The organism is Hyphomonas adhaerens MHS-3 (assembly GCF_000685235.1).
In the GTDB taxonomy this organism is placed as follows: Bacteria; Pseudomonadota; Alphaproteobacteria; order Caulobacterales; family Hyphomonadaceae; genus Hyphomonas; species Hyphomonas adhaerens.
This window is the reverse complement of record NZ_ARYH01000003.1, coordinates 104,793-123,269: the sequence shown is the minus strand read 5'-3', so window position 1 is coordinate 123,269 and position 18,477 is coordinate 104,793. Positions and strand designations below refer to the sequence as shown.

The 18,477-nt window shown below is 65.5% G+C and carries 16 protein-coding genes; 12 read left to right on the top strand and 4 right to left on the bottom strand.

Going from position 1 to position 18,477, the window contains the following annotated elements; translation table 11 throughout:
- The first annotated feature begins 59 nt into the window (after positions 1 to 59).
- Positions 60 to 1,088 carry a calcium/sodium antiporter gene (locus HAD_RS14870; RefSeq protein ID WP_035573135.1) on the top strand — a complete coding sequence of 343 codons (1,029 nt, stop codon included), beginning with the start codon at positions 60 to 62 and terminating at the stop codon, positions 1,086 to 1,088.
- Positions 1,081 to 1,548 (top strand): preQ(1) synthase, encoded by a 468-nt coding sequence (gene queF / locus HAD_RS14865; protein ID WP_035573133.1) that lies wholly within the window; start codon positions 1,081 to 1,083, stop codon positions 1,546 to 1,548. The genes HAD_RS14870 and queF overlap by 8 nt, the downstream gene beginning before the upstream one ends.
- Before the next feature lie 4 nt (positions 1,549 to 1,552).
- Here the strand turns inward: queF and HAD_RS14860 are convergent, their stop codons facing one another.
- The gene (locus tag HAD_RS14860) at positions 1,553 to 2,176 is read right to left on the bottom strand and encodes a nitroreductase family protein (protein WP_084331995.1); all 624 of its coding nucleotides are present in this window, start codon (positions 2,174 to 2,176) and stop codon (positions 1,553 to 1,555) included.
- Between the two features lie 128 nt (positions 2,177 to 2,304).
- On the opposite strand from HAD_RS14860, the gene HAD_RS14855 reads away from it, so the two are divergent.
- The 10 genes from HAD_RS14855 (at position 2,305) to HAD_RS14810 (ending at position 15,521) form a co-directional block, all read left to right on the top strand.
- Positions 2,305 to 3,000 carry a TetR/AcrR family transcriptional regulator gene (locus HAD_RS14855; protein ID WP_035573675.1) on the top strand — a complete coding sequence of 232 codons (696 nt, stop codon included), beginning with the start codon at positions 2,305 to 2,307 and terminating at the stop codon, positions 2,998 to 3,000.
- Positions 3,000 to 4,181 carry an efflux RND transporter periplasmic adaptor subunit gene (locus tag HAD_RS14850; RefSeq protein WP_035573131.1) on the top strand — a complete coding sequence of 394 codons (1,182 nt, stop codon included), beginning with the start codon at positions 3,000 to 3,002 and terminating at the stop codon, positions 4,179 to 4,181. The genes HAD_RS14855 and HAD_RS14850 overlap by 1 nt, the downstream gene beginning before the upstream one ends.
- 6 nt (positions 4,182 to 4,187) lie before the next feature.
- Positions 4,188 to 7,319 (top strand): efflux RND transporter permease subunit, encoded by a 3,132-nt coding sequence (locus HAD_RS14845; RefSeq protein WP_035573129.1) that lies wholly within the window; start codon positions 4,188 to 4,190, stop codon positions 7,317 to 7,319.
- Positions 7,320 to 7,403: 84 nt separating this feature from the next.
- On the top strand, positions 7,404 to 8,219 hold the full coding sequence (gene cysE / locus HAD_RS14840; RefSeq protein ID WP_035573127.1) for a serine O-acetyltransferase: 816 nt from the start codon (positions 7,404 to 7,406) through the stop codon (positions 8,217 to 8,219).
- A gap of 339 nt (positions 8,220 to 8,558) precedes the next feature.
- Complete coding sequence (locus tag HAD_RS18180; protein WP_156942301.1) at positions 8,559 to 9,761, top strand: OmpA family protein; 1,203 nt, start codon at positions 8,559 to 8,561, stop codon at positions 9,759 to 9,761.
- A 46-nt stretch (positions 9,762 to 9,807) separates the two neighbouring features.
- Positions 9,808 to 11,610 carry a hypothetical protein gene (locus HAD_RS18175; protein ID WP_051596350.1) on the top strand — a complete coding sequence of 601 codons (1,803 nt, stop codon included), beginning with the start codon at positions 9,808 to 9,810 and terminating at the stop codon, positions 11,608 to 11,610.
- A 116-nt stretch (positions 11,611 to 11,726) separates the two neighbouring features.
- The gene (locus HAD_RS18170; protein WP_051596349.1) at positions 11,727 to 13,460 is read left to right on the top strand and encodes an SUMF1/EgtB/PvdO family nonheme iron enzyme; all 1,734 of its coding nucleotides are present in this window, start codon (positions 11,727 to 11,729) and stop codon (positions 13,458 to 13,460) included.
- Positions 13,457 to 13,864: a hypothetical protein gene (locus tag HAD_RS14820; RefSeq protein WP_035573125.1), complete on the top strand. Its 408-nt coding sequence runs from the start codon at positions 13,457 to 13,459 to the stop codon at positions 13,862 to 13,864. The genes HAD_RS18170 and HAD_RS14820 overlap by 4 nt, the downstream gene beginning before the upstream one ends.
- Complete coding sequence (locus HAD_RS14815) at positions 13,861 to 15,243, top strand: hypothetical protein (protein WP_156942300.1); 1,383 nt, start codon at positions 13,861 to 13,863, stop codon at positions 15,241 to 15,243. Before HAD_RS14820 ends, HAD_RS14815 begins: the two co-directional genes overlap by 4 nt.
- Positions 15,244 to 15,311: 68 nt before the next feature.
- A complete protein-coding gene (locus tag HAD_RS14810) occupies positions 15,312 to 15,521 on the top strand; it encodes a DUF3126 family protein (RefSeq protein ID WP_035573122.1) in 210 nt (69 codons plus the stop codon).
- A 51-nt stretch (positions 15,522 to 15,572) separates the two neighbouring features.
- Here HAD_RS14810 and HAD_RS14805 read toward each other — a convergent pair whose 3' ends face one another.
- From HAD_RS14805 to HAD_RS14795, 3 genes are all read right to left on the bottom strand, one after another.
- Positions 15,573 to 16,007 carry a hypothetical protein gene (locus tag HAD_RS14805; RefSeq protein ID WP_035573120.1) on the bottom strand — a complete coding sequence of 145 codons (435 nt, stop codon included), beginning with the start codon at positions 16,005 to 16,007 and terminating at the stop codon, positions 15,573 to 15,575.
- 237 nt (positions 16,008 to 16,244) lie between these two features.
- Entirely contained in the window at positions 16,245 to 17,645 is a 1,401-nt protein-coding gene (gene xseA / locus HAD_RS14800; RefSeq protein ID WP_035573118.1) for an exodeoxyribonuclease VII large subunit, read from the bottom strand.
- 115 nt (positions 17,646 to 17,760) lie between these two features.
- Complete coding sequence (locus HAD_RS14795) at positions 17,761 to 18,402, bottom strand: hypothetical protein (RefSeq protein WP_156942299.1); 642 nt, start codon at positions 18,400 to 18,402, stop codon at positions 17,761 to 17,763.
- Between the last annotated feature and the right edge of the window lie 75 nt (positions 18,403 to 18,477).

Genomic DNA, 18,477 nt, shown 5'->3' with positions numbered 1-18,477 from the left:
GGCCATTGTGCGGTGCGGCCCGTAAACTATGTTTGTCCGGATCTCCGAAAGGGCCCCTAATGGACTATCTGATGGTGGTGGCGGGCCTCGTCCTGCTGATTTTCGGCGGCGAGGGGCTCGTTCGCGGTTCGGTCGCGGTTGCCCGCAAGCTCAACATATCAGAACTGGTGATCGGGCTGACCCTGGTGGGGTGCGGCACATCGATGCCGGAACTGGTGACCAGCCTGCGTGCGATCGACACCGGCGCGGTGGGCATCTCCATCGGTAACGTGATGGGGTCCAATGTGGCAAACATCCTGCTGGTGCTGGGCGCGGCGGCGCTGGTGCGCCCGATCCTGACCAATCCGAGCGCCCTGAAACGGGACGCCGCAGTCGTCATCGTTGCCACGGCGGCGCTGTGCTGGCTGATCTGGCTGGACGCATTCACGCGGCTCAGCGGCTTCCTGCTACTGACGGTGCTGGTCCTCTACATCGCCCTGTCGCTGATCGCGGACCAGAGAGGCGACACGCCCGAGGCCGAGATGCATGTCGGCGAAGGCGAGATCGTCGAGGCGCCCTATGGCATCGTGAAGGGGCTGCTGATTGCGCTCGCCGGGCTGGCAGGCATCGTGTTCGGCGCCCGGTTCATGGTCGACGGCGCTGTCGGCATCGCGCGCGATATCGGCGTCAGCGAGGCGGTGATCGGCATGTCAATCGTCGCCATCGGTACCAGCCTGCCGGAACTTGCCACCTCGCTGGCCGCAGCCCGGTCCGGCAAGGCGGATGTGGCGATGGGCAACATTATCGGCTCCAACATCTTCAACATCCTCGGGATCCTCGGCGTGACGGCGCTCGTGCACCCGTTCAGCGTGATGCAGAGCCACACCGGTGACATTGCGGGCGAGGCCATGCAGGCGGGCGCGCAAAGCATTGTCAGCTCCACCGATATCGGGGCGGTGATCCTGTCGCTGTTCCTCCTCTTCCTGTTCGGCATCACCGGGAAGCGGATTGCCCGCTGGGAAGGGGGCCTTCTTCTGGCAGGCTACGTGCTTTACATGGGACTCCTGTTCAATCTCATCCCGGTGCCGGCCCTGTTTTCAAATGTCTGACAATCCGATCTACCAGAACCTCGGCCAGCTCGGCCAACACACCGCGCAACCGCAAAGCCCGGAAGAGGCTCAGCTGGAGCGCGTGCCCAACCCGCATGCCGGCACGCTGTACCTGACGCGCTTTGTGGCGCCGGAATTCACCTCGCTCTGCCCGGTGACCGGCCAGCCGGATTTTGCCCACCTCGTGATCGACTATGCACCGGGCGACTGGCTGGTGGAGTCCAAGAGCCTGAAGCTCTACCTCACCAGTTTCCGCAATCATGGCGCCTTCCACGAGGACTGCACCGTCTCCATCGGCAAGCGCATCTTCGAGTTTACCGAGGCCAAATGGCTGCGCATCAGCGGCTACTGGTATCCGCGCGGCGGCATCCCGATCGACGTGTTCTGGCAGTCGGGTGAGGTGCCTGCGGGGCTGTATGTGCCGGACACCGGCGTCGCGTCTTACCGGGGACGCGGCTAGGGCGTCAGCCCTCCCACCTCGTGATTTTCTCTGCCATGTCGGCGCGGGGGCGCTCAGGCGGATCGCAGGTCGCTGTTCCCAGATAAATGAATCCGGCAACGCGTTCGCCGTCTTCCAGGCCAAGCAGCTTGCCGGCGTCATCATCGAAGGCGGGCCATTCCGACAGCCAGTTCCCGGCCCAGCCGCTGGCATTGGCGGCCAACAGGAGATTGTAGCAGACCGCGCCGGTGGAAAGCTCCTGTTCCCAGACGGGCGTTTTGCCATCGTCCACCGGTGAGGAAATCACAGCGACTACGACAGGCGCGCGCAGCAGCAGTTTGCGAGCATTTTCGACTTCCGGTTCCGGGTCACCGCGGCCGGCGCGAATCTCCGCCAGGCCAATGCCAAAGCGGGCACGGGCGTCCCCTTCAAACACGACAAAGCGCCAGGGGGCGAGCTTGCGGTGATCCGGTACGCGGGCCGCGATCTGCAGCAATTCGTCCAGATCGTCCGGCGAGGGGCCGGGCGGGCCGATGAACTGCTTGTTGGCCGACCGGCGCAGGGCAAGCAGGGTGCGCGCCTCTGCGCTGGGCCTGACAGGAAGCATCGGTTCACCGAGCGGCGGGGCGGGAGGAAACCTTTTCGTCATATGACGTCCCTACATTGAACTGCACCGGGCGAAAAGCGGGCTTTCAGACTCTGTGCTTGCCGGGAGGGCGATGGCAGTCTATTTTGGTGAACAGTGTTCACTTTTTGAACGATGATCGTGGTCGCGGCATGGATTCAGACTACCCTCTTGAACAGACCCCGGCGTCGCGCCGGCGCAACAAGGTGCGTGAGGCAATCCTTGCGGCAGCCGAGCGCATGTTCGCGAAAGAGGGCGAGAGCGGCCTGTCGATCCGGCGGCTGGCCGAGGAGATCGATTACTCTCCCTCGGCGATCTACAAATATTTCGGGTCAAAGGAAGAGCTGCTGGAGGAGCTGAAGGACAGTTTCTTCGAGCGCCTTCTGGACCAGGTGGACCGGGTATCCGCCGCCAATATGGATTTTCACCAGCGCGCCCGCGCCTGCGTCACCACCTATGTCGCCACCGCGACCGCCCGGCCGCACCATTATGCGGCGGCGTTCTCCTCGATCCCGACGCCGGAGGAACTGGCGGCGCGCCGGCAGCTCAGCTGGGAAGATTTCATCGCCACCCCCAAAGGGCAGGCGTTCAAGATCCTGGTGGACCTTGTCGAAGACGGTCAGGCGCTCGGCGTGTTTGACCAGGCGCTGGAGCCGATCAAGACGGCCAAATCCATCTGGGCCTCGTCCCACGGGCTGGCCCTCCTGATGATCCACATGCCGATCCTGCCGGACGTCCAGCCCTGTCCCACCCAGACCGATGGCGACTTTGTCGCGTATCATGCAGATATCGTCATGCGCGGCCTCGCCGTACCTGCTGAACCTCCGCACAAGAACGGAACACGCTGATGACCCATTCGCACCCTTACGAGGGCAATGAGATCAGGGAGAAGAAGCCGACCGTGCTGAAAGGCCTGGTCTTCCTGCTGCTGCTCGTCGCGTTCGGCGCCGGCCTGTTCTACGCCGCCACGCGCCTGCGGAGTGCAGAAGGTCCGAAAGTCGCCCATGACGCCCCGGCGCCGCTGACCGTTGCGGTCGTCAAGGTCGAACCGACGGACGCATTCGACCTGAAGGAAAGCTATACCGGCCTTGCCGAAGCACGCCGCACCAGCATGCTGGGCTTTGCGTCCAGCGGACGCATCGCCGAGATCCGTGCCGATGTCGGTGATCAGGTGAAGACCGGCGACCTGTTGGCGAAACTCGACACGCGCAGCCTGCAGGCACAACTCGCCTCGGCCCGTGCCCAGGTGCAGGAAGCCCGCGCCTCGCATGACCTGGCCCTCAGTACGGTGCAGCGCCAAAGGCAGCTGAAGCTGCAGGGCCATGTCTCGCAACAGCGCGTCGACGAGGCCGAAGCGCAGGCGAACACGGCACTGGCCAGGGTCGAGGCCGCCAAGGCGCAGGCCGACACGCTCCGCGTGCAGATCGACCTTGCCGCCATCACGGCCCCGTTCAACGGCGTGGTGACCCAGCGCCTGACCGATGAGGGCGCCATTGCCGCCGCCGGCCAGCCGATCCTGGAACTGGTGGAGAAGAGCCATCTGGAAGCCCGCCTTGGCCTGCCGGCCGCCAGTGCGGCGTTGCTGGAACCGGGCAAGGAATACACGCTGGTCGCCGATACGGGCGAAGTGACGGCGCGCCTGCGCAATATCACCGGCGTCATCGATGCCAACCAGCGCACGGTCGGCGCGATCTTCGACATCGAGAATCCGGACACCGTCGCAGCCGGTGCCGTCGTGCGGCTGGCGCTGGACCGCAGTGTCGGCGAAGCGGGCTTCTGGGTTCCGGTGAAGGCGCTGTCGGCGGCCTCCCGCGGCTTGTGGACGGTGTATGTTGCCGATCCGTCCGATACCGGCTGGACCGCTGTGCCGCGTCCGGTCGAAATGGTGCACAGCGATGGCGACCGTGCCTATGTGCGCGGCCCGATCCAGCCGGGAGAGCGGATCATCGTCGACGGGCTGCAGCGTATCACGCCCGGCATGCCGGTGACGCCCCGCGAGTCCCAGCGGGCCGACCTTTCGGACGGCTGACGGGCCATGATCAAGGCGCTCAGTCTCTTCTACCGCCTGCCGCGCCTGACGGTGCTGTCCATGCTGATCATGCTGATCGGCGGGCTTGGAGCGATGTTCACGCTGGGCCGCCAGGAAGACCCGACGCTGATCGAGCGGTACGGCACGGTCGTGGCGTTCATGCCGGGCGCCGACGCCGAGCGGATGGAAGCGCTTGTGACCGAACCGCTGGAATCGGCGCTGATGGAATTGCCGGAGTTGGAAGAGGTCCACTCCACGTCCCGTGCGGGTGTGTCCCAGATCTCGCTGAATGTGCGCGAGGATCTGAACGCCACCGAAGTGGACAATGCCTGGACGCTGGTTCGCCAGAAGGTGAGCCAGGCACAGGGAGAGTTTCCTGAAGGTGTCTCACCGCCCGAAGTGACACAGCAATATGTCGGCGCCGCAACCATGGTGGTCGGCATCCGCTGGGACAGCGAGGAAGACCCGCCCATGGCGGTGATGCGCCGCCTGGCGCTGGACCTGCAGGACCGGTTCGAGCGCCTTCCGGGGACGGAACTGACGGAGACGTTCGGCCTGCCGGCGGAAGAAGTGCGCGTGGTCATGGATCCGGACGCGCTGGCGGCGACGGGGCTGTCTTTCCGGCAGGCGGCCGTGGCGCTCGCGGCCGGGGATTCCAAGGCCCCGGCAGGGCGATTGCGCGCCGAGGGCGGCAATGTCGGCTTCCAGATCGGCGGGGAGTTCGACTCCATTTCCCGCGTGCGGTCTGTGCCCATCGTGCAACGGGCGGATGGCACGGCGGTGCGTCTCGGTGACATCGCGGACGTGCGCAAGGGACTGGCCGATCCGCCGGTGAACATGGCGTTCGAGAATGGGCACCGGGCGATCCTGATCGGCGTTTATATCTCGCCCGGCCAGCGCGTGGACAAATGGGCAGACACGGCGCATGCCGTGGTTGAGGATTTCGCGCGCGATACGCCGCCGGGCCTGACCATCCGCACCATTTTCGACCAGAGCACCTATACGAATGCGCGCCTCAACGGGTTGGCGCAGAACCTGCTGATCTCGGCCGGGATCGTCTTCTGCGTGCTGTTCCTGACAATGGGCTGGCGGTCTGCCTTCGTGGTCGGCATGGCCCTGCCGCTGACGGTGGCGCTGGTGCTGATCCTGTTCAAGGTGTTCGGCCATCCGCTGCATCAGATGTCGGTGACCGGCCTTGTCATTTCGCTCGGCCTGCTGATCGACAATGCCATCGTGGTGGTGGACGATTTCGACCAGTGGCGGGTGCGCGGGCTGAACCGGCTGGACGCCATCGAACGCAGCCTCAAGCACCTGTTTGCGCCGCTCGGCGCCTCCACGCTGACCACGGCGCTGGCCTTTGCGCCGATTGCCATGCTGCCCGGCGCGGCGGGGGAGTTTATCGGCATGATCGGCCTGTCGGTCGTCTTTGCAATCTGTTCCTCTTTTCTGATTTCGATGACGGTGATCCCGGCCATGGCGGGCTGGTTTGACCGGACACGCGGCTGGGAGCGGGGCGAGGCGACCCGTCCGCGCCGCTGGTGGCGGGACGGCATCACCATCAACTACATATCCGACGGTTACCGGGCGACGGTCGAAGCCGTGCTGCGCTTCCCGCCGCTGGGCATTGTGCTCGGCATTGCCCCGGCCCTTCTCGGCTTCTGGCTGGCGGGCCAGTTGCCGAACCAGTTCTTCCCGCAAACGGAACGCGACCAGTTCCAGCTGACGCTGCAGCTGCCGCCCGAGGCGAGCCTGTCCGATACCGAAGCCGCCACGCAGCGGGCAACCGAACTGATCCGCTCGCTCGAGGGCGTGAAGGATGTGACCTGGGTTCTGGGGGAACCGGCGCCGCGGGTCTATTACAACGCCATCAACAATACGCGCGGCGTGGAGGGGCTGGCCTCCGGTTGGGTCCAGCTGGATAACAACCTCCGTACACGCCAGATCGTGGCGGACGTGCAGCGGCTGGTCCGGAGCGAGTTCCCGTCGGCCCGCTTCCTGGCGTTGCCCTACGAGCAGGGCCCGCCTGCCGATGCGCCGGTCGAATTTCGCATCCTCGGCGATGATTTCGAAACGCTGAACCGGCTTGGCGACGAGACGCGCGCCGTGCTCGCCCAGACGCCCGGCGTGACCTATACGGTGGCCTCGCTGCAGCTTGGTGCACCGACCATGAGACTCGATGCCGACGAGACGGCCGCTGCCCTGACAGGGGAGCGCCTGACCGACATTGCGGCCGACCTCAATGCCGAACTGGAAGGGGTGCGCGCGGGCTCCGTCCTTGAAGGCACCGAGGAGCTGCCGGTCATGGTCATCGCGCCGGACAGCCGCCGACAGGAGCTGTCGAACCTGCGCTCGGCCACGGTTGGCTCAGGCTCGGGCGGCACGCCGCTGTCGGCGCTGGGCCAGCTGTCGCTCGATCCGGAGACGGCGGTCATCACCCGCTGGGATGGGCAGCGCATGAACCAGATCCTCGCCTATCTCGAACCCTACACGATCCCCGCGCCGGTGCTGGCCGATTATCAGGCGCGGCTCGACGCGACGGGCTTCACCGTTCCGGCGGGCTACCGCGTCGTGGTCGGCGGGGAAGCAGAGAACTCCGCCGAGGCGGTGACGGACCTCGCCAGCGTGGGCGTGCCGCTGATCCTCGTGATGGCCGGGGCGATCATGCTGGTGTTCAACTCCTTCCGCATGATGGTGCTGATCCTGTCGACGGGGTTCCTGTCGATCGGGCTCGCCTTCTTCGGCGTGTGGCTGTTCAACCTGCCCATGGGCTTCAACGCCATTGTCGGCAGCCTGGGCCTGCTCGGCATATCCATCAACGCGTCGATCGTGGTGCTGAGCCTGCTGAAGGCAGATCCGTGGGCGATGGCCGACGATGTGATCCGCCAGCGCGAGATCGTCGTGGACGCCACGCGCCATATCGTGGCGACGACGCTGACGACGATGGGCGGCTTCATCCCGATCCTCCTGTCGGGGGACAATTTCTGGCTGCCGCTGGCGGCGGGAATCTCCGGCGGCGTGGCCGGATCGGCCCTGCTTTCGCTGTATTTCACGCCCGCGATTTTCCGGATCATGACCTACAAGCCGGTGCGCCGCCTTTTCGGCTACCGCCCCGCCGTACCGGAGACCTCCGGCGAGTAAACCGGATTGTGAACGGGGCAGGGCTTGATGCCTGCGGCAAGCTGCCCCATGTGAAGCCCACACCCTGAGCAAGAGGGACCCGGAATGCCAGACACCAATCCCGACATCGGCGCCCCGCCGCCCGCCTGGAAGCGTTTGCGCTTCGAAGCTGCTGCCGCTGCTGCAGATGAGCCCTCGCTGGCCGGCTATATCAATGCCGCCATCCTGGCCCACGACACGCTGTGCGATGCGCTGGCCTATCACCTGGCCGAAAAGATCGGGGATTCCACCATCGGTACCCAGCAGGTGCGGGATATCCTGTCGGATGCCTGCGACTCCCATGACGAGCTTGTCGATGCGGCCGAGGCCGACATGATGGCTGTTCTGGAGCGCGACCCGGCGTGCCGCGGCCTGCTGCAGCCCTTCCTGTTCTTCAAAGGCTTCCAGGCCCTTCAGACACATCGCATCGCCAATGTGCTGTGGCGCGAGGGCCGCGAGACGCTGGCCTTCCACTTCCAGTCCAGGGGCTCCGAGCTTTTCGGCGTCGACATCCACCCCGCCGCCCGCATCGGCCGGGGCGTGATGCTGGACCACGCCACAGACATCACCATCGGTGAGACGACCGTGGTCGGCGATGGCTGCTCCATCCTGCAGGGCGTGACCCTTGGCGGCACCGGCAAGGAAGTCGGCGACCGCCACCCGAAGATCGGGCGCGGCGTGCTGGTTTCCGTCGGGGCGAAAGTGCTGGGCAATATCCATGTTGGCGACGAGGCCAAGGTCGCTGCCGGGTCGGTCGTCCTGAAAGACGTGCCGGCGCACTGCACCGTGGCAGGCGTTCCGGCGAAGATCGTGTCTGGCCCGTCCTGTTGCCAGCCGGCCCGGACGATGGACCAGTCGCTGCCGGACGCCGCTGACGACTGAGGCATCCATTGGGCGGCTGCAGTCTTCCGTTCCCGGAAGACCCGGCCTGAAAATCCCGCGAGCCCCGCTGAAATGCCGGTGATTCCGGCGTTTCGCTGGTTCAGGCCCCATTCCCGTCTTTTCCAGTTTCATGGCAGGCCAGTTCCCGCCCGGCGGGACTGACCCCGGCCGGAATTCGTGTGCCGCACGAACCCGGCCCCCCCGCGAGCGCTTTTCTTCATGCCTGAGGGGCCTGCACCGATGCGCAATGTTGTTGCTCCGAAACGTTTCGACTAAACTTGCCGGGCTAATGTGTTCGCATTCCATGAGAAATTTCCGCGTCAGAAGGAGGCGGCCGGGGTGAGCTTTGAGACCGTCGACGGGGAAGAAGGCGTGCACGTTGTGCAGGCGCGCCGGCTTGTCCGCAGGACAGGGCACCTGCCTTTCATTCCCTTTGGCCTGGTCCCGCTGGTCGGATTGGGCGTGCTGTTCCTGATTGCGCTTGGTCCTTTTGCTTTTGGCGTCCAGAGCGCGACCAAGCGTGCCGTCAGCGAGGCGCTGGCCGCCAATGGCGTGGACTGGGCGCGGACCTCCGTCAGCGGACAATCGGTCCGTCTTTCGGGGGAACCGCCGTCTGGAGCGGAGGCGCACAAGGCGCGGCTGATCGCCAAGGAGGCCGCCTCGGCCACGCCGTTCGGCCTGGCCAGACCGGCGAGGCGCGTGACCGTGCCGCAAGGGCCGTACAAGGCCCGGCCGGACGCCCAGGAGACGAAGGAGGTCTCTGCCGTCGCGCCGCTCAAGGATGTCACCGACGAGGCCGCCGCATCGCCCGCCTGGCATTTCGCCCTGTCCCACGGCGTGCTGACCCTGAACGGAGCGATGCCTGACCAGGCAACGAAAGACACGGTCGTCCGCCATGCCTTCAACAAGATTTCTCCACCGCGGATCACGGGGGTCGACGACCAGCTGGACATCACAGGCGTTGAAGCGCCGGAAGGATATATCCAGGTGGCGATGCGCGGCGTGAACACCATCACCCGGTGCGACACCGGCCGCGCCGGGTTCGAGAACGGACGCTTCAGCCTGCGCTGCGAACTGCCGGATTCCGATGCGGCCGAAGTCCGCCGCGAGGCGATTGCGTCAATGCCGTTCGGCACAGTCGATACGGTCGATATCCTGCCGCACGATGCAGTCGTCACCTGTGAGGCGGAACTGACCGATTTACTGATGGATGCGCGCATCGAGTTTGACTCTTCAAGCTCCGTCATCGACGCCTCCAGCAATGCGCTGCTTGATGCCGTCGCGGCCGCGGTGAGGAAATGCCCCGGCACGCTGCGCATTGAAGGCCACACCGATTCCACCGGCCCGGAAGACGAGAACGAAACGCTGAGCCGTAACCGGGCGCTGGCCGTGCGTAACGCGCTGGTGGCCCGCAATGTCGACCCGCAACGCCTGATCGCCGAAGGCTATGGCGCGACCCGTCCGCTCGCCGGAAATACCACGCCGGAGGGGCGCGCGCGCAACCGCCGGATCGAGATCCGCGTCGTGCGGGCGTCCGAATGAAGTTTAACCCAACAGGGGGCTGGCGCCCCCGCCACGAGTAAAATCCATGCTGTTCCTGCTGCTCCAGATTTTCCTGCTGATGGTCCTCGCCGCCGCGTGCGGGGCGGGCCTTGCCTGGTGGTGGTTCCGCCGGAACTATGAAGATGTCACCACCTATCATGAAAGCCTCGCGGCCACCGCCGACGCCGCGAAGGACCAGCCTGCGCCGGTGACGAAGGAAGAGCTGAAGGCGAGCCTGGCCAGCCTCGCCCCGCCGGACCTGTCGCCTGTGCAGGAGCGCCTCGCGAAAATCGAAAGCGCCCTGTCGCTGACCGGCAGCGCAGGCCTTGGCGCGATCAATGACCGGTTCTCCGAAATGCGCGGCCTGATCACGGATGTGCGCGAAACCGGCATGAACGGGCTGGAAGGCCGGCTCGAAGACCGGCTGGGACGGCTGGAAACGCTGATGCAACAGCCGGACGACTCTCTGGAAGGCGTGCTCAGCCGCCTGTCGGATATCGAAAGCTCGCTGCTGTCCGTCTCGAACGAAGTCAACGGCCTGCAGAACACGGATCTGGACCCCGTCGATATCCGTCTGTCGCAACTGGAAGAACTGGTCCGTGGGCAGACCTTGCCGGAGGTTGACCTCGGCCCGGTACATTCCGGCCTCGCCCGGCTGGAGCTTGCCATCGAGAACATCGAGTTCCCGACGGAGGCCCTCGAACCTGTGCGCACGCATATGGCGGCGATGGAAGCGCGGCTCGCCGAGTTCGCTGACCGGATCGACACCGCCCGCAAGGCCGACATAGAGGAATTGATGATCCGCATGTCGACCCTGTCGTCCTCGTTGGCGGGCCTGCGTGTGCCGGATCTCGACTCGGTCAAGGAGCGTCTGTCGAAGATCGAGGAGGCGGTCGCCAATATCGAACTGCCGGAGACGGACTTCACCCCGCTGGTCAACGAGTTCCGCAATATCGAAGGCATGCTGCGGGCGCCGTCTGAAGACATGCGCGTGATGCATACGAAACTGTCCGACATCGAGGGCGGCAGCGCGTCCCTGCATTCCAAACTGTCCGGAGTGGAGCACACGGTGTCGATGCTGGCCCGGTCCGGCGTGGACCTGACGCCGGTGCAGACGCGCCTGTCGAATGTCGAATCCGCGCTCGCGTCCTTGCGGGTCGAGCTGCAGTCGCTGCCCGATTTCGGCCCGATGGAGCGCCGCCTCGCCGCCTTGCAGGACTCCATGATGGCCATGCGCGAGCCGGACCTGTCGCCGGTGCTCTCGTCCATGCGCAAGCTGGATGCCCGGCTCGACATGGGGGTGATGGACAGCCGTCTCGCCTCCATCGAGTACACGCTGGCGGCTTTGAACCACATCCTGCGCGCGCGGGATTTCAGCCATCTGCGCGGGGAAGGCGAATATGTCTACCGCCAGCCGGCCGCCCCGGCGCCGCGGGTGGAACAACCGGCATTCGCCCCGATCGATCAGGTGTTCCCGAAAGCCCCGCCGCCGCAGCGCCCGGCTGAGCCGGAGGCCGCGCCAGAGCCTGAGGCAAAGTCCGAAGCGCCGGCCCATCCGCTGGAAATCGCCCTGCGCCCCGGCGACAAGGCCAATCTGCTGGTCGAACCGGCCTTCGGCAATGAGGACGACCTGGAAGTCGTCAACGGCATCGGACCGATGCTGGGCGAGCTGCTGAACGAGATCGGCGTGTACTATTACTGGCAGATCGCCGAATGGGGCCCGGCAGAGATCGAATGGGTCGACAACAAGCTGGAACATTTCAAGGGCCGGATCGAGCGGGACGAATGGGTCTCGCAGGCAAAGGAACTGGCCAAACTGCCCACATCTGCAAAGCATCCGGCCAGCTGATCAACTCTGCGCGCACGGTCCTTATCTCCCCCTTTTCCCCTCCGCCGAATTGCGGTTAGGTTAGCGTTCAGTGCTGGGGATGAAGGTGTCGATCTCAAGGGAAGGGGACACGTGCCATGCTTCGCCTATTCCTGCTTGGAATTGCAGGGTTTTTTGCCGTTCTCACAGTGCAGGCCGATACGGCCCAGCCGCCGCGCTATGCGTTGGTGATCGGAAATTCCGACTACCAGCAAAGGGGATGGCAGCTCTCCAATCCCGCAAATGATGCCCGCCTGATGGCCGATTCCCTCGCCGATGTGGGCTTTCAGGTCGATCTTGTCCTGAACGCCAGCGAGGACCGGATGGAGGAGGCGTTCGCTGCGCATGGCGCGCGGCTCAAGGCGGGCGGGCAGAAAGCGGTCGGCCTGATCTATTATGCCGGGCACGGCGTGCAGTCGCAGGGGCTGAACTATCTGGTGCCGGTGGATGCCAATGCCCGCTCCGAACAGGACATCTGGCGCCAGGCGCCGCGCCTCGGCGATGCGCTGCGCTATGTCGAGGATGCGGGCAATGCGGTGAATTTCGTGATCCTCGATGCCTGCCGGGACAATCCGCTGCCGAGCGCAACGCGTAGTGCAGCCGGCGGGCTGGCGGAGGTGAAGCCTGCGCGTGGCCTGCTGATCTCGTACTCCACGGCGCCCGGCTATGTGGCCTATGACGGGGAGGGCGGGAATTCCGCGTTCGCCGTCGCGCTGGCGCAAACGCTGACCCGGGAGAACCTGATCGCGGAACAGGTGTTCAAGCGCGTGGCGGACAGCGTGAATGCGGCGACCGGCGGGCTGCAGACCCCGTTCTACAATTCCGGCCTGACCGGGGCTGATTTCTGCTTTGCCGGCTGCAGCGGCGCGCCAGCACCTGCGCCCACCGTGATCTTGGATTCGGTGCTTTCGACCCGCCTGCCAGCCGGGACGCGCTCTACCGCATCGACCGGTGAGGCGCCTGTTGCTGGCCCTGCGGCGTCGCCCGCAGCCGGCACCGTGTCCGGCCTCTTGCGTCAGGGCGCCTTCGCGGCGGCGGCGAATGGCGGCCCGGTCGATGCGCGCAGGTTCAGCGATTGCGCCGACTGTCCGCAAATGGTCGCCATTCCGGCGGGCAGTTTCCTGATGGGCTCACCGGAGAGCGAGCCGGAACGCAAGGACACCGAGGGCCCGCAATGGGAACCGCAGGTCTCCATGCTTGCGGCGTCTGAAAAGGAAATCAGCTGGGCCGACCTCGATGCCTGTATCGCGGCCGGTGGCTGCGCCGGAAACAAGGCGAAGGCGGAAACCCGCTCCGACCGCTGGAAGCGGGGCGCGATGCCTGCCATCAACATCACCTGGTGGGAGGCGATGGACTATGTCCGCTGGCTGAACAATCAGGTGGAAGGCGAGCCTTATCGCCTGCTGAACGAGGCCGAGTGGGAATATGCCGCCCGCGCGGGCACGACGACGGCGTTCAATACCGGCGACTATCTCACCGACAAGGACGCGAACTTCAATGCCGGCGGGCGCCAGTATAATGGCGGGCCGAAAGGCAAGTTCCCGCGCCAGCCGCTGCCGGTCGGGTCCTATCCGCCGAACGCGTTCGGCCTGTACGACATGCACGGCAATGTGGCCGAGTGGGTCGCGGACTGCTGGGGCCATGACTATATGGGCCGTGTCGGCAAGGCGGACGCCGAACCGGGCGCCGAGAAATGCTCACGCGCCGTGCGCGGTGGCAGCTGGGAAAAGATCCCGTCCTATGTGCGCTCTGCGGTGCGCGACGCCTACCCGCCCGGCGGGCGCGACGATGCCATCGGGTTCCGCGTGGCGAGAGATCCTGACCCGTCATGATCAAGTCCATCAGCCCCCTGATCAGCCATCACCGGGACCAGCTGAAAGCCGAGTCCCGGCTAAACCGGACCCTTCTGATCGGCGCGATTCTGGCGGCCCTGGTGGCGTTCAGCGTGTTCCTGCTGACCCTGTTCGGGCATTATCCTTTGCCGGTGGGCGAGCGCATATTTGCCGGAAATCCCGAACGTGTTCTGGGGGCATCGAACTTCTTCGTCGCCACGGCCATCGGCGCGGCGCTCCGCATGTGGCGGATGCGCCAGACGCGGATCAAGCTGCTGATCGCGGAGGCCTTCCTGCGCGAGGATGAAGAAGAGACAGGGCTGCGCCTGTTGCTGGAGCCGATGTTCGGCCCGGACGTCTGGCGCGGGACGAAGCTGAAGGATGCAGGGGGGACAGAGTGGTGAGCACGGAAAACGAGCCGAGCCGGTCGCCGGTCACATCGCTGGACCTGCTGATGGAATTGCAGGGGGAGCAGCAATCCTTCCGCTTTCTTGTGCGGGCATTGTCGGCGCTGCTCGCCACCGCGGCGGTGATCGCGGTTGGCAGCGTGATCTATTTCTATTTCGAGCTTCAGGGCCTGCGCGCGGAATATGCGCGGCAGGCGCAGCTGAATGAGGTGAACCTCCGCATTGTGGCAGGCGAGGCCAGCCGCCAGCGGGAATCCACTCAGGCCCAGCTTGTCGCGATCCGCGAAGAGAACGAATCCGCCCGCCGTCAGGCCGAGCTGTCGCGGGAGCTGCAACAGGCCGGCTCGCCCGGCCAGATCGCCTCCTACAAGGACCGCGCCGTGTCCATCGCGCGCGGGCACATTCTCGGCAAGACGATGAACGAGGTGACGTCGCAGGTCGTCGCCATGGTGCTGCGCGCCGACCTGACCGGCAGCGTCAGCCTGCTGACAAATGGCGAGCGTATTCTGATGCAGTCGGCGCTGGACGATTGGGGCGGTCAGGTCGAGTCCGCCACCGTGCGCAGCGAGTTCCAGACCCTGCTGGATGACAGTGCCGGGCTGACCGATCAGGGGATCGGCGCAGCGGGGCTCGCCATGCTCGAATACCGCAAGGCGGACGGTAACTCCCTCGGCTGGAATCAGGGCTGCTCCACCGTGGTGGACTATGTGAACCAGGCCGTGGCGCGGGGCCTGAACGAACCGATGCTGCTGCTGTGGAAAGGCCAGTGCCTGCGCAAGCGGGGCGATGCCCTGCTGGCCTATGAAGCGTTCAGCGATGCCGCCACGCTGATGGAGCGGGATCCGGAAGACATCACGCTGGAACAATCCCAGATGGCGCACCATGGCGTGGGCACCACGCTGATTGCATTGGCCGCTCAGTCGCAATTGCCGGAAGGGCAGGAAAAGAACCTGGCGCTGCAGGAGGCCCTGTCGGAGCTGCGCATTGCGGCCAAGATCCGGGCAGACCGTGGTTCCACCCGTGTCGGCGTGGCGTACACGGAAGAAAACATGGGCTTCATCTATATCCTTGAGGAAGACTGGACGGCGGCGCTGTCCCATACCGAAAACATCGATAATATCCTGCCGCTGGCCTGGAACCTGACCGTGCGGAACATTGCAGCGCGGGAAAATGAGGCTGCGCTGAAACGGGCGGGCGCCAGCCGCGAAGCGGTGCGGGAAATGAAGCGTATCCAGAACGATACGGCCATGGTTCTGTCGCTGATGGACTGCGGCCAGATCGACAAGGCAGAGCTGATGCGCCTGTTGCCGCAGACCTATTCCGATGAAGTTGACGAGCTCGCGGCGCATTGCCTTGTGGAATCGGGCGGGATTTGATGCAGCCTTGCTGTTGAACCGCAAGCGAAACCAACTAGGTTGCGCCTCGCTAAGAAAAGGACACTGTGATGAACCGCGAAGAAACGCTCCGCCTTGAAGCCTATCTCAAAGAGAAGCTGAACCCCGGCCTGCGCCTGCTGCCGCGCGACAAGACGGACGATTCTGTCGAAGTCTATCTCGGCGCCGAGTTCATTGCCGTCATCTACAAGGATGTCGATGAAGGCGAGACCTCCTATCAGTTCCAGATGACCGTTCTGGAAGAAGACATCAACGGCTAAGCCTGTGGGACCGTCCCTTCGCCGGAACGGTCCCTTTCCAGGCATCGCGCGCTACGCCCCGAAGGGCAGGGCGCGTATGTCCGGCGCGACCCATTCGCGCCGGGCTTTTACGCTGAACAGCGTTTCCCGCCGCCAGTAATCGAGAATCCAGTCCGGCTTCCCGCAGGGACCGGCCAGAAGATCCGACAACACAGCGTGCAGCGGTGTGCCCTCGGGCGCGGCGCCGAGCGCGTGTTCGGCAGCTTTCAGCGAGGCGATGGTGATCGTCTCGTGATAGCCTTCCGTGTCGGTGTTCCGGCCGCCGACGGATTCATTATAGGCGCGGATCATGCCGGGCATGTCGCGATGCGCGGCGGCGGCGTCCTCCGCGATCAGGCCCAGTGCGGCGGCCCAGTGGGCGGCGTGGGTCCATTTCTCCTTCGGCAGCGTACGGCTTCGGAAGCCATCGAGCAGTGCGGCGATCTCCGCATCGGTTTCAAAGTGCATTTTCCGGTTCCTTTTTTCTCCGGTCCAAAAACAAAAGCCCCGCCGGGTGGCGGGGCTTGTCAGGTCGAATGCTGTCGTGACGCTCGGGTCAGTCAGGCAATCGCCAGGCACAAGCGCGCGCCGGCTGGAGAAGCCGGGTCTGTTGCTGCAGGGTGATCGCGTGCGTGTGCATGAGGTCCGGTTAGCGAGTCCGTCCGCAGATGGCAAGCTCGTATTTATCCGTAGGCGGAGACGCCGTCAGAACAGCGAGCCCTGCTGGCCTTTTGGTTTTGCCTTGACCGGTTTTGCGGCAGTGGGCGGTGTACCGGGGCTGCCTTCGGGCACGGCGGTGACGTCGCCATCGGCGAAGCTGATCTTCAGGCTGCCGGCACTGGCGGCCGGGCCGGCGGAGCGGACGAGTTTTCCGTCCGCGTCCCGCACGAGGGCGTAGCCGCGCTTCAGCGTCGACTGGTAGGACAGGGTTTCCAGCAGCTTGCCTTGCGTGGCGAGCGCGGTTTCGCGCTGTTGCATCAGGCGCGCCAGCGCGGGACGGGCGCGCACGGCGACATCGCGCAGGCGCTGTTTCGAGGTGCGGATTTCGCTGCGCAGGCTGGCCGGGCTGATGGTCAGGCGCGAGAGGCGGACACGCGCCTTCTGCGTCAGGGCGAGGGCGGCGCGCGGCAGGGTGGCCGCGGCATAGTCCAGCCGCTGGCGTTTCGTTTGCAGCAGGGATTCCGGGCGCGGCAGGCGGGCGGCGGTCAGCTTGTCCTTGGCCTGCGCGGTGCGGCGGGCGAGGGCGCGTTTCAGGCGCTCGCTGGCCTCGCCGGTTTGCAGCAGCAATTCCTGGCGTACCGGCACGGCGATCTCGGCGGCGCCGGTCGGCGTTGGCGCACGGGCGTCGGAGACATAGTCGATCAGCGTCGTATCGGTCTCATGGCCGACGGCGGAAATCAGCGGGATCTCGCTCTCGAAAGCGGCGCGGACGACGCTTTCTTCATTGAAGGGCCAGAGGTCCTCGATCGAGCCGCCACCGCGGGCGACGATCAGCACGTCCGGCCGGTCGGCGCCGGTCATGGCGTTGAAGCCCTTGATCCCGGCGGTGATCTGCCCGGCGGCCTGATCCCCCTGCACCAGCGCGGGCCAGACGATGACGCGCACCGGGAAACGGTCGCGGATCCGGTGCAGGATATCGCGGATGACGGCGCCCGTGGGGCTGGTGACCACGCCGATGGTGCGCGGCAGGAAGGGCAGCGTCTTCTTGTGCTCGGCCGCGAAGAGGCCCTCGGCGGCGAGCTTTTTCTTCCGCTCCTCCAGCAGGGCCATCAGCGCCCCGGCACCGGCCGGGCGCATGGACGACGCGATCATCTGATAGTTCGAGCGGCCGGCATAGATCGACAGCTTGCCCGTCGCGATCACTTCCAGGCCTTCTTCCGGACGGAAGGGCAGCCGGTCGACCTGGCCTTTCCACATCACCGTGTTGAGCACGGCCTTGTCGTCCTTGATATCGGCATACATGTGGCCGGAGCGTGCGATGGTGACCCGGCCCAGTTCGCCGCGCACGACGACATGATCGTAATTCGTCTCGATCGTCCGCTTCAGGCTGGCGGCGAGATCGGAAACGCTGATGGCGGCATCATTGGAGGCGGGGGCATCTGACATGGCCCTTTTCTGGACGCGGTTGCGAGGCGGGGCAAGGGGGTGTGGCGCCTGCCAGCGCGTTAGCCTCCCGTCACGGGCGTGAGGGAGCGGGACAGGCCGGATTTTCCGGGCGCCGTCAGGAAGTGTCGAAGGGCTTGTCGAAAGACTGGGCGTCGAGCGCCACTTCATGCAGGTGGCGCATATTGTCGGCCTGTTCCGGCGAGAGGGCCGCATCCAGGAAGGCTTTGGGCTGGGGTGCCAGCAGGGGCTTCAGCGGCGCCAGCAGCCGGGCGTGCATGGCTTGCAGGTAAAGTTCGCCATTTTCAAACACATGGACCAGTGCTGCGAGGCGCTTCAGCAGGGGCGCGGAGGAGACAAGGCCATCCGTAGGCCGATCAGCGCGCAGCGGCCCGGCCGTTGGCGCCTTCAGGCAATAGTCCGGATCGCCTGCGCGGGGCGTCCGGATCACGGGAACAGGCGGGCATTCATCGAGACGGAACAGCAGCTTCGCGTCCCCCGGCGGCGAGGCCATCGGGCCGTATTCGGCGCACATGACCACCAGCATGCGGCGGACCAGCGCCTCGAAAATGCCGATGGCGAGCGAGATGGCGCCCGCCTCCACACGCGGCAGACGCGGCGCCTCCGCGGCCTGTGCTGCGGCGCCTGCCGGTGCGTCAGCCGGGTGGCAGCGCAACAGCAGATTCTCCACCGCGTCCTGCACGGCGTGCCACCAGTGGCTGATCAGGCCGCGGGTTCGGGATGGGACGGGAAAGTTCATGCCGCCAGCATGCTTGCGGCGGGAATCGGGGTGGATCGGCAAGGCCGGTCCTGTTGAAGACAAAGGGAAAGCCGT

Bases quoted from the DNA above. Each gene is read 5' to 3' on its own strand.
- HAD_RS14870 (WP_035573135.1), top strand. From the start codon at position 60: ATGGACTATCTGATGGTGGTGGCGGGCCTCGTCCTGCTGATTTTCGGC.
- queF (WP_035573133.1), top strand. From the start codon at position 1,081: ATGTCTGACAATCCGATCTACCAGAACCTCGGCCAGCTCGGCCAACAC.
- HAD_RS14860 (WP_084331995.1), bottom strand. From the start codon at position 2,176: ATGACGAAAAGGTTTCCTCCCGCCCCGCCGCTCGGTGAACCGATGCTT.
- HAD_RS14855 (WP_035573675.1), top strand. From the start codon at position 2,305: ATGGATTCAGACTACCCTCTTGAACAGACCCCGGCGTCGCGCCGGCGC.
- HAD_RS14850 (WP_035573131.1), top strand. From the start codon at position 3,000: ATGACCCATTCGCACCCTTACGAGGGCAATGAGATCAGGGAGAAGAAG.
- HAD_RS14845 (WP_035573129.1), top strand. From the start codon at position 4,188: ATGATCAAGGCGCTCAGTCTCTTCTACCGCCTGCCGCGCCTGACGGTG.
- cysE (WP_035573127.1), top strand. From the start codon at position 7,404: ATGCCAGACACCAATCCCGACATCGGCGCCCCGCCGCCCGCCTGGAAG.
- HAD_RS18175 (WP_051596350.1), top strand. From the start codon at position 9,808: ATGCTGTTCCTGCTGCTCCAGATTTTCCTGCTGATGGTCCTCGCCGCC.
- HAD_RS18170 (WP_051596349.1), top strand. From the start codon at position 11,727: ATGCTTCGCCTATTCCTGCTTGGAATTGCAGGGTTTTTTGCCGTTCTC.
- HAD_RS14820 (WP_035573125.1), top strand. From the start codon at position 13,457: ATGATCAAGTCCATCAGCCCCCTGATCAGCCATCACCGGGACCAGCTG.
- HAD_RS14810 (WP_035573122.1), top strand. From the start codon at position 15,312: ATGAACCGCGAAGAAACGCTCCGCCTTGAAGCCTATCTCAAAGAGAAG.
- HAD_RS14805 (WP_035573120.1), bottom strand. From the start codon at position 16,007: ATGCACTTTGAAACCGATGCGGAGATCGCCGCACTGCTCGATGGCTTC.
- xseA (WP_035573118.1), bottom strand. From the start codon at position 17,645: ATGTCAGATGCCCCCGCCTCCAATGATGCCGCCATCAGCGTTTCCGAT.
- HAD_RS14795 (WP_156942299.1), bottom strand. From the start codon at position 18,402: ATGAACTTTCCCGTCCCATCCCGAACCCGCGGCCTGATCAGCCACTGG.